Source organism: Geminocystis sp. NIES-3709 (genome assembly GCF_001548115.1).
Classification (GTDB): Bacteria; Cyanobacteriota; Cyanobacteriia; order Cyanobacteriales; family Cyanobacteriaceae; genus Geminocystis.
On sequence record NZ_AP014821.1, the window covers coordinates 4,081,474 to 4,098,620 of the forward strand.

Here is a 17,147-nt window from a genome sequence, read left to right on the forward strand (position 1 = left end):
AGAGCCTACTGATTTTGTTAATTATTAATTGTTTAAAAGTACAATAGCAGTAAGATCTTTTGAATGAGAGAGAATAATCATGACCCAATCTTCGGAAAGAGAGAGAAAGCAACCTTTACCTGTACCCCCTTTAATTCCTCAAACTAAGCCCCAAGGAATGACTGATATTGAAGATGAAACCAGAGTTAGTGCTAATAGTCCTTTTCCTTCTTTAACTAAAAATAGTATTCCCCCTCAAGGATTTGATATTCCAGATTTTGATGATGACGACAATGATGATTTTGAACCAGAAGGAGAAACTCAAATTAATTTAGATGGGATGCCACCTCTTGGCAAACCGCCTAATTTCACTCCACCACCTTTACCCCCCCTCGGTGGTAAAAATACCCTGACAAAAGGTTCTCCTACTGTTCCTATCGGCGGAAAACGAACTCTGACTCCTCCCCCTTTAACTCCACCTCCTCTAACTGCTAAGGGTAAACCCGGAGAAACAGGAGTTCGTCGTGGTACACCAATGGATCGATCGACTTCTCCCGGAGCTTTAAGACCGGGTCCTCAAGCCAATGCTCGTGGTTCTTCTCCACAGGCTGGTAGAACACCCGGACAACTTTCTCTTAATGAATTGGTTAAATTAGCCTATGACAATGGTTACTCAGATGTACATTTAGGAGTTGGTGAACTGCCTCGTATGCGCGATCGAGGAGAAATGATTATTTTAGATCAATATCCTGAAATCGATCTCAATACCTTCATGAGTTGGTTAAGAGAGATTATGCGAGAGGAGGAAATCCAAAAATTTAAGAAAGAATTAGAATTTGATGGTGCGACTCAATATGATTTTGCAAGGGTTCGGATCAATGTTTTTGATGCTTTAAATGGACCTGCCTTAGTTTTACGATTAATTCCTATTAAAATCTTGACTTTGGAGCAACTACGACTTCCTCCTGTATTTAAAGATGTCTGTGATGCTCATAAAGGCTTAATTTTGATTACTGGGCCTACTGGTTCAGGTAAATCAACTACTCTAGCGGCAATGATTGATTATATCAACAGTGAACAAGCAAAACATATTATTACTATTGAAGATCCTGTGGAATTTGTTCACAAAAGTCGTAAAGCCTTGATTAAACAAAGAGAAGTGGGGATGAATACCCTTAAATTTGATAATGCCCTGAAAGCGGCTTTGCGGGAAGATCCTGATATTATTCTAGTGGGAGAAATGCGGGATAAGGAAACAGTTAACACTGCTCTTAAAGCGGCACAAACCGGTCACTTAGTTATGGGTACGTTACACACCAACAATGCCATTAAAACTTTGGAACGTATTTTTACTTTATATACCGCAGAAGAACAAACTGCAATTCGATCGGCTTTGGCAGAGTCCTTGGTGGCGATTATTGCTCAGGGATTGTGCCGTACTACAGACGGTAAACGGGCCGCTTATCATGATATTCTTGTCAACACAGAAACAGTAAAAGATTATATTCTCAGTAATAAATATGAGGAAATCGGAATGTTGATGGCTGACGGAGAATATGACGGTATGATGACTATGAATAAATCTTTATTTAGTCTTTATCAAGACGGACGAATAACTGAAGAAACGGCCTTGGAAAGATCTCCAACTCGCAATGAAATGGCAATGATGTTACGAGGCAGAATTTAATACTGTTATCCCACCGTGAAATAGATTTCACGGCTGGCTTATAGCAAAATTCTCTCTTAATAACTCATTTTAGATACCGATGATAAGCTAAGACGCATTTTATTTACATTTTTTCTAGTAATAAAAAACTATGAAACTCTTAACTGTTGCCTCTTGCCTACCTTCACTAGTCAACTTAGATGCGTTCTGGCTTACTCCTTGACGAAATAGTTAGACAAAGTTATTAAACAAAGTTTTAAAGAAGCATTTATAGCTCAAACAATCTCTTTATCTGAGATGTGGGAGAGGATTGATGTCGAATAGTTGATCGCCCATCGAAATTATAAAGATTTAACAGAATACAACAATGGATCAAGATCAAATAAAAATGAATTTCCTCGATGAAGCAGAGGAGTGTTTTGACAATATTGAGTCGGTATTACTGCACATTAGTTCGACGATCGCAGAGCCAGAAAAAATAGACTTAGCTTTAAGAGCCGCCCACTCAGTGAAAGGGGGGGCTGGAATGATGGGATTTCTGATTTTAAGTGAAGTTGCCCATGGTTTAGAGGATTTTTTGAAAATTTTACGGGTACATTATCATTCGACAAATATTGATGTTTCGATCGAAACTCTTTTATTACAAGGAGTGGATCAAATGCGTCACATCACTAACTTACATCGTCATGGAGTGTCAGTAAAAAAAGAAGATTTAAGTCAAAATTTAGAGCCTATTTTTAATCAATTACAAAAGTACTTAGGAGTGCTAACCTCCGAAGATGAGGATATTTTGTTTGCTCAAGACGAGCAGATTGATTCTTCCGCTTTGATGTTTGAGGAAGGAGCACAGGCTATTATTGATAATTTTGCCCTTCAGATAGAACAGTTATCAGCGGATGAGTTGCTATGGGCTTTGCAATCTAGTTGTGAACAATTATCCTTTTGCGCTCAATTAGCAGAATTAAATCCAGTAGTTGAACTTTGCCAGTCTATTCAAGAACAAGCCCAAATGATTGATATAGGAGAAATTAATACTCTTTCTCAAGAGAGTTTGAAGTTATGGCGTCGCTCTCTGGCATTGGTTATGCGCGGTAGTTTGGATAAATTACCCTCTCGTTTAGATTTTACTTTCATCCCGCAAGATGAAAATTCATTGGCAGAAAATTTACTGAATTGGGATGAAGATGATTTATCTTTTTTGAGTGATGCCCTTGATAGTACCATCTCAGAAGAAATCTTATTTGAGGATGAATTATTAACGGATAATACCCAAGAAGAAATCGACGAGCAATTAATTCCTGAAGAAGAATTAGCCTTATTAGAAAATACTTTATCTCAAGCCCTCAGTGAGACACTAGAGGAGGTTAGCACACCGATTATCAATCAAAGAAAACCAGTAACTTCTAGTACTCCCCTTCGTCAAACTGTCAGAATTTCAACAGAACAAGTCGAACAATTAAATAATTTCTTTGGTAAATTAATTTTAGAACGTAATCGGGTTAACTCCCATTTAGAACAATTGAAAAACTTTGTGGAGTTAATGAATCAACGGGTGAATAAATTAGAAGAATCTAATCGGCTTTTGCGTGATTGGTACGATCACACTTCTGTAGCAGATATAGTTAGTGTCGTCAATGCTGTTGGTATGCCGTCTAAAAATGTTCCCAGTGGTCTTTTAAATGAGCAATTTGATGCTTTAGAGATGGATAGATATACGGAAGTTCATTTAATTTCTCAGGGGCAAATAGAGACGGTTGTACAGTTACAAGAAGTCGGCACTGATATTAACCTAGAGTTACAGGAAGTAAATCGAGGAATGGAGGAACTAAATCAAACCATGCGATCGCTTCAAAAAAACGTAACTCAAATTCAGATGCGTCCTTTCAGAGACTTAGTTAAAGGTTTTCCCCGTTTAATTCGAGATTTAAGTCTTCAATTCCATAAACAGGTACACCTCACCATAGAAGGAGAAAACACTCTCCTCGATCGCACCTTGATTGAATCCTTGAATGCTCCGATGGTACACTTAATTCGGAATGCCTTTGATCATGGTATCGAATCTCCCCAAAGTCGTCAAGAACAAGGAAAAAGCTCGATCGGCAACATCAAACTAAATGCCGTCAACCGAGGTACAAAAACTATTATTACCATTGAAGACGATGGAGCAGGAATCAATTTAGACAAAATTACTCAACGACTGCAAGAAATAGGCATCAGTATTGAAGAAATACAAAAAATGTCTCAAACTCAATTGGTAAATCAGATATTTGACGCAGGTTTTAGCACTGCCGATCGAGTCACCGAACTTTCAGGGCGAGGGATAGGCATGGACGTAGTGCGAACCAACTTGCTGGAAATAGAAGGAGATATTCAAGTTACAAGCGAAATGGGTAAAGGTACAACATTCACTTTAACAGTGCCTTTTAACTCCTCTATTTTAAGAGTGATGATTGTCGAAAGCGCTGGAGTATTTTTAGCCATACCCATTAACAGTGTTCGAGAAATTCTGAATCTTTCCCAAGTGATACAAAAAAACTCTCGACAAATAACTTGGCAAAACTACATCATTCCCTTAATTTCCCTGAAAGAGACTTTAACCTTTAACCGCCCCTATCAATCTAAGCAAATGTCAGGCAATCCCATAATTAATCAACCAGTAGCAATGATTGTCGGCGATGGTAATAAGATCGGAGCATTAGAAGTAGAAAGATATTGGGGAGATCAAGAAGTCACCATTCGCCCCATAGAAACCTATCTTCCCTTACCTGAAGGAGTTATCAGTTCCATGATTTTAGGAGATGGAGGAGTATTACTCTTAATCGATCCAGTATCTTGGATTCAGACATCTTTAACAGAGAATCAAATTCCTTCCATTACACAAACTTCATTTCTGTCACCAGATACTAATACTATTCTCATCACCGATGATTCCATCAATATTCGTCGTTATCTAGCCTCCACTCTTGAAAAAGCCGGTTATCAGGTGGAAGAAGCTAAAGACGGAAAAGAAGCAGTAGATAAACTGTTGAGTGGTTTATCCGTTAAGGCCGTAATTTGTGATATTGAAATGCCCAACTTGGACGGTTATGGAGTTTTAGAAGAAGTTAAGGGAAGATCTGAGTTTCAATCCTTACCTATTATCATGCTGACTTCTCGCAGTAGTGAAAAACATCGTCAAATTGCGTTTAATCTGGGTGCAGATGCTTATTTTTCTAAGCCCTACAATGAGAGAGAATTGTTGGAAACAATAGAAAACCTAATTAGGCTTTGCTGAAAAGTTTTTTTGGTGACGGTAGGATATAGGAGAAATACTTATAAATCAAGAACCCAATCTTCGTATTAATAATAATTACAGAAATATTTTACGGAGGGAATAGTATCAAAAGTGTTAAGTTTTTGAAAAAAATGCTAAAACGGCTCACTTTTTTGTTAGGGTGGTATTTTTAAACCCTCGATTTTTAGGCTTTCTGATTTATTCAGTAAACCGTAATTAAGGTATAATAAAATCTCGCAAAGACACAAAGGTGTAAAGAAATCTTTTTAGATTAGACCTTGATCGTTTTCAAAAAATATCTTTTGACATCAAAATATTACAAATCTTTCTGTTATTTGATTTTTTTATATCAGTTTGTGGTAAGCCTTAAAAGGCTTATAAATACCTAAAGGCATCACTACGAACTTTACCTTATAGAACCCATTTGGTATCTTTTTTAGAATGATTACATAGTAATAATTTCAGGAGAAATGTTTTAATCTCCTCAAGACCTTTTTATTAGGGTTACAGACGTAAATGTCAAATAGGTTCTATATTACTTGAATGAACTGTAAAATTTTCAATGAAGGTAGGAGATAGTTAAAAGAATTGATTTAAACATATGCTGTGCAGTAATTCTTTAATTAAACTTATTTATTAAACTTTCGATAAAATGAACGAAGAATATCCTCCTTTAGAAATCCTCAGAAAAATCTCCGAAAATCGACAAACTGGACATTTACAAATTCACACAAATTATGTTAAATGGAATATTTATTTAGTGGAAGGCAAAATACAATATGCTCAACACAGTTTGCAGTCCCTTGAAACTCTAAAAAGTTATTTAATATATTTAAAAATTCCCATTTCAAATATTATCTTTTCTTCTTTTACAAAGGCAAATAGTCTATTTTTTTTACTATTAACTATTAAAGAATTAGTAGAACAAAACCACATTAACACGACGCAAAAAAATATCTTATTACAAAAATTAACAGAAGATGCGATCGAATCTTTTATTTGCCTACCCGAAGGACTCACTAAGTGGGAAATTGATAAGACTTTATCCTCGATGGGAGCCCCAATAATATTTAATCATAATAGTATTAAAGGGAGTGGTCAAATCATTGATGCAATGAAAGACAGAGTTAGTCAATGGCAAAAGCTACAACCCTTTATTTCTTCACCTCATCAACGCCCTTCTTGTCCAAATTTAAGCCTACTATCAACGAAAATACAAGGAGCAAATCTCACCCCTTCCATACTACATAAGTTGGTGAGCACCATGAAGGGTGAAAGTCTCAGAAATATTAGCTTTCTTCTTAAGCAAGATGACTTGAAACTAGGTCAAATATTATATCCTTATATCAAACATAACATTATTGTCCTCGACACTCCTAAATCTCCCCTTGATAAATTACCTTCAATTCCTTCTGTTAATAGTGTTTCTTCCCTTTTTGTACCTAATTCACAAAAAAAAGAAAGAAGTTTTACTTCTTCCGATGAGAAAATCAATATTTCTCCTTCATCATTAAAATCCACAACAACGTCTTCCCCCAGCAATACAGATAATAATATTTCCCTATCGGTGCAAAAACCCCCTTCTAACTCATCGAAAATCCCTAAAATTATTTGTATTGATGACAGTCAAGTAATGCTAGATACCATTAAGGATTATCTAGGAAGTCAAAATTATGAAACTTTGACAGTGGCAAATCCCATGCAATGTTTACCCTCTCTGTTTGCCAGTAAACCGGATTTAATATTACTTGATTTATCAATGCCGAATATTAATGGTAATCGTCTTTGTCAAATCTTGCGTAGTAGTCCCACTTTCAAAAAAATTCCTATTATCATTGTCAGTGGCAATACTAATATGTTAACCAAAGAAAAAATAGAAGCGATCGGTGCAAATAACTTCTTGCCTAAACCATTTACGAAAGAGGAATTATTAGTTATTGTAAATAAATACTTGTTATAAAATTAACTTATTATTATGATAGACGTTACCTATGATATTCCCCTTGTGATATTATCAGCAATCATTGCGGTAGGGGCAGGTTTTTTTACGATCGAGATGTCCAATGAAATCGTTTTAAATAAAGGCATCGAGCGTTGGACTTGGTTAATCATTAGTGCTATGACAATGGGGATGGGTATTTGGGGTATGCACTTTATCGCCATGACGGCTTTTTCTATGGGCATGGAAATTAGCTATGATTTTCTCCTCGTTTTAATTTCTCTTTTAGCGGCGGTAATTGGCTGTGTACAAGGTTTATATATTATTACTCAACCATTAGTTAATTTAAAAACCCTTATAGCTGCTTCTATCACTATGGGAGGTGCGATCGCCGGTATGCACTATATTGGGATGGCAGCCATGAGAGTATCTGCGACAGTTAACTATGATCCGATTATCGTTACATTATCTGTAATTATTGCCATTGTTGTCTCTTTTGCGGCCATGAAAATAGTGATTAGTCTCAGACAGATGAAGAAAAACTCTCTTTATTCTTTTTATAAAATTATTGCTTCCTTAATTATGGGGGCTGCAGTACTTTCCATGCACTACACAGGCATGGCGGCGGCTAAATTCAAAATTGATGTAAACTCCTTATTATCTCAGGTTAACTTTTTAGATAGTCAAGTAATTGGTTCATCTGTTGGCATTACCGTGATTGGAATGTTTGCAATTATTTATATAGTTTTACTTAACGCCAGTTGGAATCGATCGGTTTAAAATAGATTATAGGGTTTACGCATCATTACAAAAAATATAGAGTTTTGAGATTCGTCTCGATGAATCCCAATGACAGAATAATGGTATTAGTGCATAAATCCTTGATTAGAAACTGTTTAAAAATTATTGACGTACAATATATGGTAAGTAGGTACGCAAAATCGATCGATGCCCCTTGTTTTTCTTAAATCCATGATAACAAGGGATTTAAACCCTTTGCCTATATATCATTAATTCATTTAATGAGAAATAAATAATTTTATGATTTGGGCATCATTGAAGATTAACTAAAGATTATGAATTTTTGCCAACGATGAGTGAAATGATGATCTTTGGTAGTATGATTCATATTATGGTAAGAAGATCAGAAAAAAATACAGTAATACATAATATATAATCTTTCTTTAAATTTTTCCCACATCTTTTTAGTATATTAAATCAAAATCAAAATTTAATCAACCAAGTATGAGTAAAGTATTATTAGTTGATGATATGAAAGCCGAATTAGAACTACTAAACCAATACCTTACACAGGCAGGTTACGAAGTAGTTACGGCTAACAGTGGTAAAGAAGCCCTTGACAAAGTAGATAATAACAAACCAGATATTATTGTAACTGACTGGATGATGCCAGAAATGGGAGGATTGGATTTATGCCGTCAACTCAGAAAAAACCCCGATACAGCAAGTATTCCTGTGATTGCTTGTACGGCAAAGAATCGAGATGTTGATAAAATGTGGGCAACTAGGCAAGGAGTTACGGCTTATATTGTAAAACCATGTACAAAGGAAGATTTGATCAATGCAGTAAAATCGGCCATCGATCGTTAATTTTAATTAGATATTAATCATAATAAAAAATACAATTAATTCTAATCAACTATTTGTAAATTTATGTTATGTTTTTAATGATCCCCAAGTTCAAATTATAATTTGAAGACTAGACAGATGCACAAGTCGAATGGTAGAAAAATTCCCAATGTTTGTGCATTTTTGAGAGAATTTTATTCATTCACAAAAACATAATTTCCCCGTATTGGGGAATGTAGGGAAGCAAACAATTCAAATCTTTTTATAGCTGATTACTCGAATTTGATATAACAAGGGGTTTAAATCCCTTGGCTTCTATCGTCTATATACAACATTTTTAGTCCTTAATGCCTTATCATGTCTGAATCTTCTTCTGTTTCCTCAAAATTGCGGGAATTACTACCACAGCTATTTGAAAAGACACAAATAAGAGGCGATCGCTACTTAAGATTTCAATTAAATTCTGAGTTAACTACTTTAATCTCCATCGATTATGTTACAGAATCACTGATAATTGATCGAGATAAAATTACTCCCGTACCGAAAATGTCTCCTTTTGTGATGGGTGTAATTAATTCTCGTGATCGAGTCTTTTTTGTGATTGATTTACCCCTGTTGCTTGATTTAACTCCCATTCCTAGTTATGCACGAGAATCTCATTTAATTGTGATTAATGTTGCCTCTTTTCTTGACAACAAATCATCAGAATTATGGCTAGGTTTAGCAATAGATAAAATTCAAGGCATCACCAGAACCGAAAAAAAACCAGAAAAATACTATCCTTTCTCATCTTCTTTTTCCGAACAAGAACAATGCCTTCTTGAATATATTAACGGTTGGATTATAGATGAAAGTCAAACTTTAGCCGTTTTAGATCTAGCTAAGATAGTTAAGAAAAGTTTTTAATATCAATAGTACTAATAATCAGGTTCTCTCATTCCGAGCCATAGAGAGAAATCTCGAAATCCTCTATTTTTAGTGATGATGTGCTACTCCTAACCTATTTAATAATTTTATTTTTTAATAATATAAAATCATGATCAGTCAAAATGCCACCTTTCCTTTAGAAGCTCAATCTTCAGAAAAAGAAGATATTTCTTTCAAATCTTCAGGGCAAAATAATCCAGAAAGTGAAAACAAGATCAAAAAAGGAGGAACTTTCAGACAGAGACTCTTAACTACTATCTTACCTACAACTTTAATCCCTTTAATTGTAGCTAGTTCTATTACTATCAATATTACAGGTTATCGGGCGGAAAGAGATGAGTTAAATCGCCTAGAAGAAATTGCTGTTTTAGGAACGGTAGGCTCTTTGACCAGTTCAAAAAATGGAGTGGCTTTAGAAGCGACTGAAGTATCATCAAAAACTTTGCAAGAAGTCTTGAGCAATCTTTTAAAGAAGGAAATTGTAGGAACAAGGGTTTTACAAATTATCGATGTTCAAACAGGTAATTTATTAAATTCGATCGTATCTGAAACTTTAAATATACCAAAAGATAAAATTGTTGAAGGAGAAGCCATTACCCAAGTTGCAAAAATTTTGTTAGAAAATCAGTCTAATAATAATTTTCCAGAATTACTGAGTCAATTAAATCAAATACCAAATCTAGCCCAAATTGACTTAAGGGAATCTCAAAATATAGAAGGTTCTCCAACACTAACATTTCGCTTAAATAAACGATATTTTAAAATATTGTCAATTCCTGAGACTAATGTTCTAGCAGTAATATCTGTTGATGAGGGGGAGATTTTTCGGGCAGGAAATCAATTAGCCCTTATTTTCGGTTCTCTTACCTTTTTCCTCGCAATTCTAGCTGTTGCTAGTGTTATTCTTTTAGCCCAAAACTTTTCTGAACCTTTAATCAATTTAACCAATAAAGCTAAACAGGTAGCTCAAGGAGATTTAGAAGTTGAAGCGACATTAGAAGGAACAGAAGAAAATCGTATTCTCGCCTATAATTTTAATAGTTTAGTTCAACGAGTAAAAGAACTAATTAAAGAACAAGAAGCCATTGCTAATGAACAAAAAGAAGAAAAAGAAAAATTAGAAATGGGAATTTATCAACTACTCGATGATTTACAAGGTGCTGTGGAAGGAGATTTGACAGTGAGAGCGAGTTTAAGTTCCATGGAAATGAGTACCGTTGCCGATTTATGTAACGCTATTTTAGACAATTTACAAGACATTGCTTCCCAAGTACAAAAATCCAGTAATCAAGTAATTTTTGCTTTAGAAAAAGATGAAGAGTCCATCAAAGAATTAACCAAAGGCGCGATCGAAGAAAACTATAAAACCATAGATACATTGGTGTCTGTAAAAAATATGTCTGAAACCATCAGTAAAATTGCTCAAAGTGCCAATCAGGCCGCTACCCTTGCTGATGATGCTTACTCTGCGACAGAAGAAAGTTCCAAAGGCATGGACGCAACAGTAAGTACGATCTTCAGTCTCAGAAACACGGTAGGAGAAACAGCGAAAAAAATGAAACGTTTAGGGGAATCTTCCCAAAAAATTTCTCAGGTGGTATCTCTGATCGAAGAAATTGCTCTCAAAACTAACCTTCTTGCCATTAATGCCACTGTGGAAGCTAATCGTGCAGGAGAACAAGGGCAAGGCTTTACGGTGATTGCAGAACAAGTCGGGGCATTAGCCGAACAATCTGCCTCTGCTACTAAAGAAATCGCCAAAATTGTGGCAGAAATTCAACAAGAAACCCAAGAAGTAACCAATGCCATGGAAATGGGAACTACTCAGGTAGTAAGTACCACCCAATTAGTAGAAACCACCAAACAACAATTAGAACAAGTGTTAACTCGCTCTCGTAACATTAATCAGTTGATGCAAAGCATTTCTCAATCCACTGTTTCTCAGGCTCAAACATCTCAAACAGTACAAGAATTAATGGAACAAATCGCTCACAAATCCGAAGAAAGATTAGAGTATTCGCAAAAAATTGTGAAATCAATCCAAGGTACATCACAAATTGCTCAACAGTTAGAGTTGGCGGTAGAACAGTTTAAAGTGAGTGAATAAAAATTTCATCTCTTACTTGACAAACAAAAAAAAAAGAGATATACTGTTTATCATAAAGGATCAAAGTATCCGCTTCGGGTGTGGGGAAGTTAAATAGAGAAGCCTTTGGGGTCGAAACATGGCAAGACTCCCAAGGGCTTTTCCCTTTTAGGGCAATATTTATCAAATGAGTAAGCAAAATAAATCTTTACCAACATCTTTTTTTATTGTCATAGCGCGATTCGTCTGGAAAAGTTTATGGCAACTAATGATGTCTCAGTTAGCACCTAATGAAAAGGGTAGCTATAATCGTCCATCTAGTCAATTTCTTCATCAAATTAATTCCTATAGCGATAGTATTTATACTCTAGAAGCTGATCGATATTGTTTATATGTTGGTTTAAGTTGTCCTTGGGCACATCGTACTCTAATGGTGAGAACTTTGAAAGGATTGGAAAACTCGATCGAGGTTAAAATGGTGATTCCCTCGGTTAATCAAGGGGGTTGGATAATGGAAGAACTATCAGAAAATTGTCAAACTTTACGACAACTTTATCAACTATCTCAACCTAATTATCAAGGACGTTGTACTGTACCTGTTTTGTGGGATAAAACAACTAAAACCATCGTTAATAATGAGAGTTCTGAGATTATTATAATTCTTAATAGTCAGTTTAATCAGTTCGCCACTAATGCTGAATTAAACCTTTATCCTGATGATCTTAAATTGTCGATCGACTCATGGAATGAAAAAATTTATCATCATGTTAATAATGGGGTTTATCGTTGCGGTTTTGCTCAAACTCAATCGACTTATGAAGATGCTTGTAACAGTTTATTCTCAGTTTTAGATGATATTGAAGCAAATCTGCTTAATAATCGTTATTTATGTGGTGATCGATTAACTTTAGCCGATATTCGTTTATTTACTACCTTGATTCGTTTTGATATAGTTTATTACAGTTTGTTTAAGTGTAGTTTAAAATCGATCGATAGCTATTCCAATTTAAGTAGATATGTGAAAGATATTGATAACTTATCAGCAATTAAGGACACCTATGACTTAAAAGTCATTCAAAAAGATTATTTTGGCAACTTATTTCCTCTCAATCCTAGTGGTATTATTCCTCTTTCTTAAAATCTAGAGTAAAAAAGGGTACTCACTCATTTCTCATTCATCCCCCTAATAGATAAAGAATAATGTCAAGGTCAAGGGATAATGATAAAGTTCTTTATGAATATAATTATGCTTGGAGATTATTTAATGAAAAACTATATCAAACTCGGATCTAAATTGATCTATTCCTTGCCCATCGGATTATTATTTTTAGCAACTCCTGCTTTTGCTCATCATGCGATGGGGAATGTCACTCCAAATAATTTCTTTACTGGTTTTGTGTCGGGTTTAGCCCATCCTGTCATCGGTTTAGATCATTTAGCTTTTATAATTGGTGTAGGATTATTGGGGAGTTTATCCCCTTGGGGGATGATTATACCTATTGGTTTTGTTTTCACCTCTATTTTAGGTACAGCAATTCATTTAATGAGTATCGATTTACCTGTCACTGAATTAATTGTCGCTCTTTCTGTGTTGATTAGTGGGTTAATGTTAGCTAAAGGAAATTTACCCAAAACACCTTCTATCATGGTATTAGCATTGATAGCTGGAATTTTTCATGGTTATGCTTACGGAGAAAGTATTATTGGTGCAGAAACAACTCCTTTAATTTCTTATTTGGCTGGTTTTTCGATCGTACAGACTATCATAAGTTTTATTGCTTATAGGTTAGGAAAATTATCTATTCGTAAATCTGCTGATCAAAAAAATCCTTCTTCTTCTTTAATCCTAAGATTAACTGGATGTGTTATTTGCGGTATCGGTATAACTTTTATTTCTCAATTTCTTGGAGTATAAAAAGAAATGGTTTTGGGTTTAAAGTTTTTGAAAATTTTGAAAAAAGGGCATTGTTATTTTGGCATTTTCCTAATAGTTTAGCATAATAGAATTGGGAGAATCCAAATCAACACATTGAAAGGGCTGGAGATAGGTGATAGAAGATAGGAATTAACACCAGTCAAATAACATTGCAATAAGTGATAATAAAAATAGAAATAAAACTCCTAAAAGACTTTAAACAAGTCTTGATATAGATGATTAAAACTCCCTCTATTTTAGTCGTTGATGACGAACCGAATAACTTTGATGTTATCGAAACATTTTTATCCAACGAGGATTATACCCTTTATTATGCTTCTAATGGTAATGATGCCATCGCCTCATTAGAAAATGAGGCACCAGATTTAATTCTGTTAGATGTCATGATGCCTGAATTGGATGGGCTTGAAGTATGCCGTCAAATTAAAGATAGACAAAAATGGAAGGCAATACCAATTATTATGGTGACGGCTTTAAACTCAAAAGAAGATTTAGCCAATTGTTTAGAATCTGGCGCTGATGATTTTATTGGGAAACCAGTTAACAGTGTGGAGTTAAAGGCTAGGATTAAATCAATGTTGAGAATGAAAACTCAATATGATGAAATTCAGAAATTTTCTATCTTGCAAAGAAACACCATTAATACTTTAGCCAAAAATATGGATGAACTAACGGGAAATATCGCTATCAGTTTATCCCACGAATTAAATACCCCTTTAAATGGTGTTGTCGGCATTTTACAAATTCTTAAAACTGATTTTGATAAGTTTGATCATGATGAAATGTCTGAGTTGTTAGGATTAGCACTATTTTCAGCCGATCGATTGGTTGATTTAACCAAAAGATTTCTTTTATACCTACAACTAGAATTATCTGGTACAACAAATGATTCTATCCTACCCCAAGAAAGTGTTTTTTCTTTATCTATTGTAGAATTGATCGCCCAAAGATGCGCTAAAAATTACGATCGTATTGAAGACATCATTTTTGACATTGAGGAAGCAGAAATTGCCATTGCTGAAAATTACTTATTGACTATATTATCAGAGTTAATTGATAATGCTTTCAAATTTTCTGTTAAAGGTTCACCAGTAACTATTTCTAGCCGTATTCAAAACCATCAACTTCATATTATTATCCACGATGGCGGTAAAGGAATGACACCAGAACAAATTTCTAAAATTGGCACTTTAATTCAATTTGAAAGAGAGACTTATAGTCAACAAGGGGTGGGTATCGGTCTAAAATTGGTCAAAATGATCATTAAAAAGGTTAATGGTGTTTTAGAAATTAAGAGCATTTACCGACAAGAAACTAAAGTAATGATTAGTTTACCCATTATCACTTTATAGATGAAAGCTCCTTAAAAATTCGCTTTTAGCCTGAATTAAAATCTTTATTTTACCCGACATTTTAAGTACCCTTAAGCGAACTTCATATAAGAGGTGAAAACCCATGTTAAAATATAATGCTTTGACGATCGAAGAATTAGGCTATTGCATTATTCGTCACCCTCTCATCGTCTCATCTCAAACCACCGTCAGAGATGCCATCAACTTAATTAGTAGTCTTCGTTCTTTCTGTCAGACAAATCATGACGAAAATTATAGTAAAAATGTTTTAGAAATAGAAGCTCGATCTAGTTGTGTCATTGTGGTGGAAGAAGAAAAAGTAATCGGTATTTTAACAGAAAGAGATATTGTTCGTTTAAGTGTTGACTATCCTTCCTTAAATGCCCTTATTGTCGGTGATGTGATGAAATCTCCTGTTATCACTCTCCGAGAAAAACAATTTGATAATTTATTTTCTGTTATTAACTTATTACATCAATATCATATTCGTCATCTCCCCATTTTAGATCAAGACGATCATCTTGTCGGTTTAGTTACCCACGAAAGTTTAAGACAATTATCTCGCCCCATTGACTTACTGAAATTGCGTCAAGTCAGGGAAATCATGATTACTGAGGTTATTTGTACCCCCCCTCAATCTTCTTTATTAGAAGTCGCCCGAATTATGATGATTAATAAAATTAGTTGTGTAGTCATTACGGAGAATATACAGAGTAAGGCAATCAAAGATACCGATGAAGATAGGCAACAAGAAAATTATCCTTCACAAAAACCGTTAGGCATTATCACCGAAAGAGATTTAGTACAATTTCAAGCCTTAAATTTAAATCTGCAAGATTATCAGGTTCATACTCTTATGAGTACACTCGTATTTAATGTTAATCTTAATGACTCTCTTTTAACCGTACAACAGTTAATGGAAGAACATCTCATTCGTCGCCTATTAGTTACGGGAAGCCAAGGGGAAATTTTGGGTATTGTTACTCAAACGAATATTCTACAAGCTCTTAACCCCATGGAAATCTACAACATGGCTACCATGTTAGAAAAAAAAATAAAACAATTAGAATTAGAAAAATACGCCCTCTTATATAATCGCAATCGAGAATTAAAAGAAACGGTAAAAAAAAGAACAATAGAATTACACAATAAAGTCAAAAGAGAAAAACTTATCGGTGAAATTGCCGAGCGTATTCGAGTTTCTTTACATGTTGAGGATATTTTAAATACTTGTGTGGAAGAGTTACAGGCTTTTTCTATGTGCGATCGAGTCTTAGTATATCAGTTCGAGCCTGATTGGAGTGGCGTTATCGTTGCCGAATCTGTCAGGGATGGTTTACCTCAATCCATCGGGAATAAAGTTGAAGACTGTTGTTTTCAAGAATCTTTAGCGAATGGAACAAAATATAACACCGATGAAGCTATAGCCATTAATAATATCTATACGGCAGGTTATCCAGACTGTTATATAGAATTAGTAGAACAATATCAGATAAAAGCCACTTTAATTGTACCAATTCGTTTACAAGGGCAATTATGGGGACTTTTAATTGGACATCAGTGTGAAGATTTTCGAGCATGGCAGGAAGAAGATATTACCCTGTTTCAAGAAATAGTCGTTAATTTAGCCATCGCTATTCAACAGTCGATCAATTACCACAACCTAGAAAATGAACTAAAAGAAAGACAAAAAGCCGAAAAATTAGTCCAAGAGAGTGATAGTCGTTTCCGTCAATTAGCGGAAAATATTGATCAAGTTTTTTATTTGATGGATTTACAACAAGAGCAAGTACTTTATATTAATTCTAGTTATGAACATACTTGGGGAAAATCCTGCCAAAGTTTATATAATAATCCTTTATCCTACATAGAAAATGTGCATCCTGAAGATCGATATCTTGTCACTCAAGCCTATGAACATCAAAAATTAGGAAAACAAACTACCCTAGAATATCGCATTATTCGTCCTGATGGTGAACTTCGTTGGATTTTAGATCGCACTTTCCCCGTGAAAAGTTCAGATGTCAACACTTGCAGAATTTGTGGCATTGCGGAAGATATTACGGAAGGTAAATTAAACGACATAGAATTAATTAAATCTCAAACACAACTAGAAATAACCTCTCACCGTCTCCAAGAAGCCCAAAGAATTGCTAAATTAGGACATTGGGAACATAATTTTCGTACCAACCTCTCCCATTGGTCAGATGAAGTATTTGAAATATTTGAAGTAAACAAAGACACTTTTACGGGTAATTATGAGCAAATTATCGAATTTGTCTATCCAGATGATCGAAAGTCATTCCATCAAAGTTATCAAAAACATATTAACGGTACTTAGACAAAACAATAACAACAATTAAGCTATAATTTTTACATCATATTGCTTTTAGGTCAA

Annotated in this window: 11 protein-coding genes; all 11 read left to right on the top strand. The window is 34.7% G+C overall.

Features of this window, described 5'->3' with window-relative positions; all coding sequences use genetic code 11:
• Positions 1-79: 79 nt before the first annotated feature.
• The 11 genes from GM3709_RS17330 to GM3709_RS17380 all read left to right on the top strand — a co-directional run bounded on the left by GM3709_RS17330 (position 80) and on the right by GM3709_RS17380 (position 17,090).
• Entirely contained in the window at positions 80-1,666 is a 1,587-nt protein-coding gene (locus GM3709_RS17330) for a type IV pilus twitching motility protein PilT (protein WP_060833044.1), read from the top strand.
• 346 nt (positions 1,667-2,012) lie between these two features.
• Entirely contained in the window at positions 2,013-4,919 is a 2,907-nt protein-coding gene (locus GM3709_RS17335) for a hybrid sensor histidine kinase/response regulator (protein ID WP_060833045.1), read from the top strand.
• A 652-nt stretch (positions 4,920-5,571) separates the two neighbouring features.
• The gene (locus GM3709_RS17340; protein ID WP_066121526.1) at positions 5,572-6,879 is read left to right on the top strand and encodes a response regulator; all 1,308 of its coding nucleotides are present in this window, start codon (positions 5,572-5,574) and stop codon (positions 6,877-6,879) included.
• A 15-nt stretch (positions 6,880-6,894) separates the two neighbouring features.
• A complete protein-coding gene (locus GM3709_RS17345; protein WP_231937592.1) occupies positions 6,895-7,638 on the top strand; it encodes an MHYT domain-containing protein in 744 nt (247 codons plus the stop codon).
• Positions 7,639-8,103: 465 nt separating this feature from the next.
• Positions 8,104-8,469: a response regulator transcription factor gene (locus GM3709_RS17350; protein WP_060832909.1), complete on the top strand. Its 366-nt coding sequence runs from the start codon at positions 8,104-8,106 to the stop codon at positions 8,467-8,469.
• A 336-nt stretch (positions 8,470-8,805) separates the two neighbouring features.
• On the top strand, positions 8,806-9,354 hold the full coding sequence (locus GM3709_RS17355) for a chemotaxis protein CheW (RefSeq protein WP_066121528.1): 549 nt from the start codon (positions 8,806-8,808) through the stop codon (positions 9,352-9,354).
• Positions 9,355-9,484: 130 nt separating this feature from the next.
• Positions 9,485-11,482, top strand: a complete 1,998-nt coding sequence (locus tag GM3709_RS17360) for a methyl-accepting chemotaxis protein (RefSeq protein WP_066121530.1) — start codon at positions 9,485-9,487, stop codon at positions 11,480-11,482.
• A 166-nt stretch (positions 11,483-11,648) separates the two neighbouring features.
• Positions 11,649-12,599, top strand: a complete 951-nt coding sequence (locus GM3709_RS17365; protein ID WP_060832910.1) for a glutathione S-transferase family protein — start codon at positions 11,649-11,651, stop codon at positions 12,597-12,599.
• 96 nt (positions 12,600-12,695) lie between these two features.
• A complete protein-coding gene (locus tag GM3709_RS17370) occupies positions 12,696-13,376 on the top strand; it encodes a HupE/UreJ family protein (RefSeq protein WP_231937593.1) in 681 nt (226 codons plus the stop codon).
• A gap of 236 nt (positions 13,377-13,612) precedes the next feature.
• Positions 13,613-14,749 carry a hybrid sensor histidine kinase/response regulator gene (locus GM3709_RS17375; RefSeq protein ID WP_060832911.1) on the top strand — a complete coding sequence of 379 codons (1,137 nt, stop codon included), beginning with the start codon at positions 13,613-13,615 and terminating at the stop codon, positions 14,747-14,749.
• Positions 14,750-14,852: 103 nt separating this feature from the next.
• The gene (locus tag GM3709_RS17380; protein WP_066121532.1) at positions 14,853-17,090 is read left to right on the top strand and encodes a CBS domain-containing protein; all 2,238 of its coding nucleotides are present in this window, start codon (positions 14,853-14,855) and stop codon (positions 17,088-17,090) included.
• Positions 17,091-17,147 lie beyond the last annotated feature (57 nt).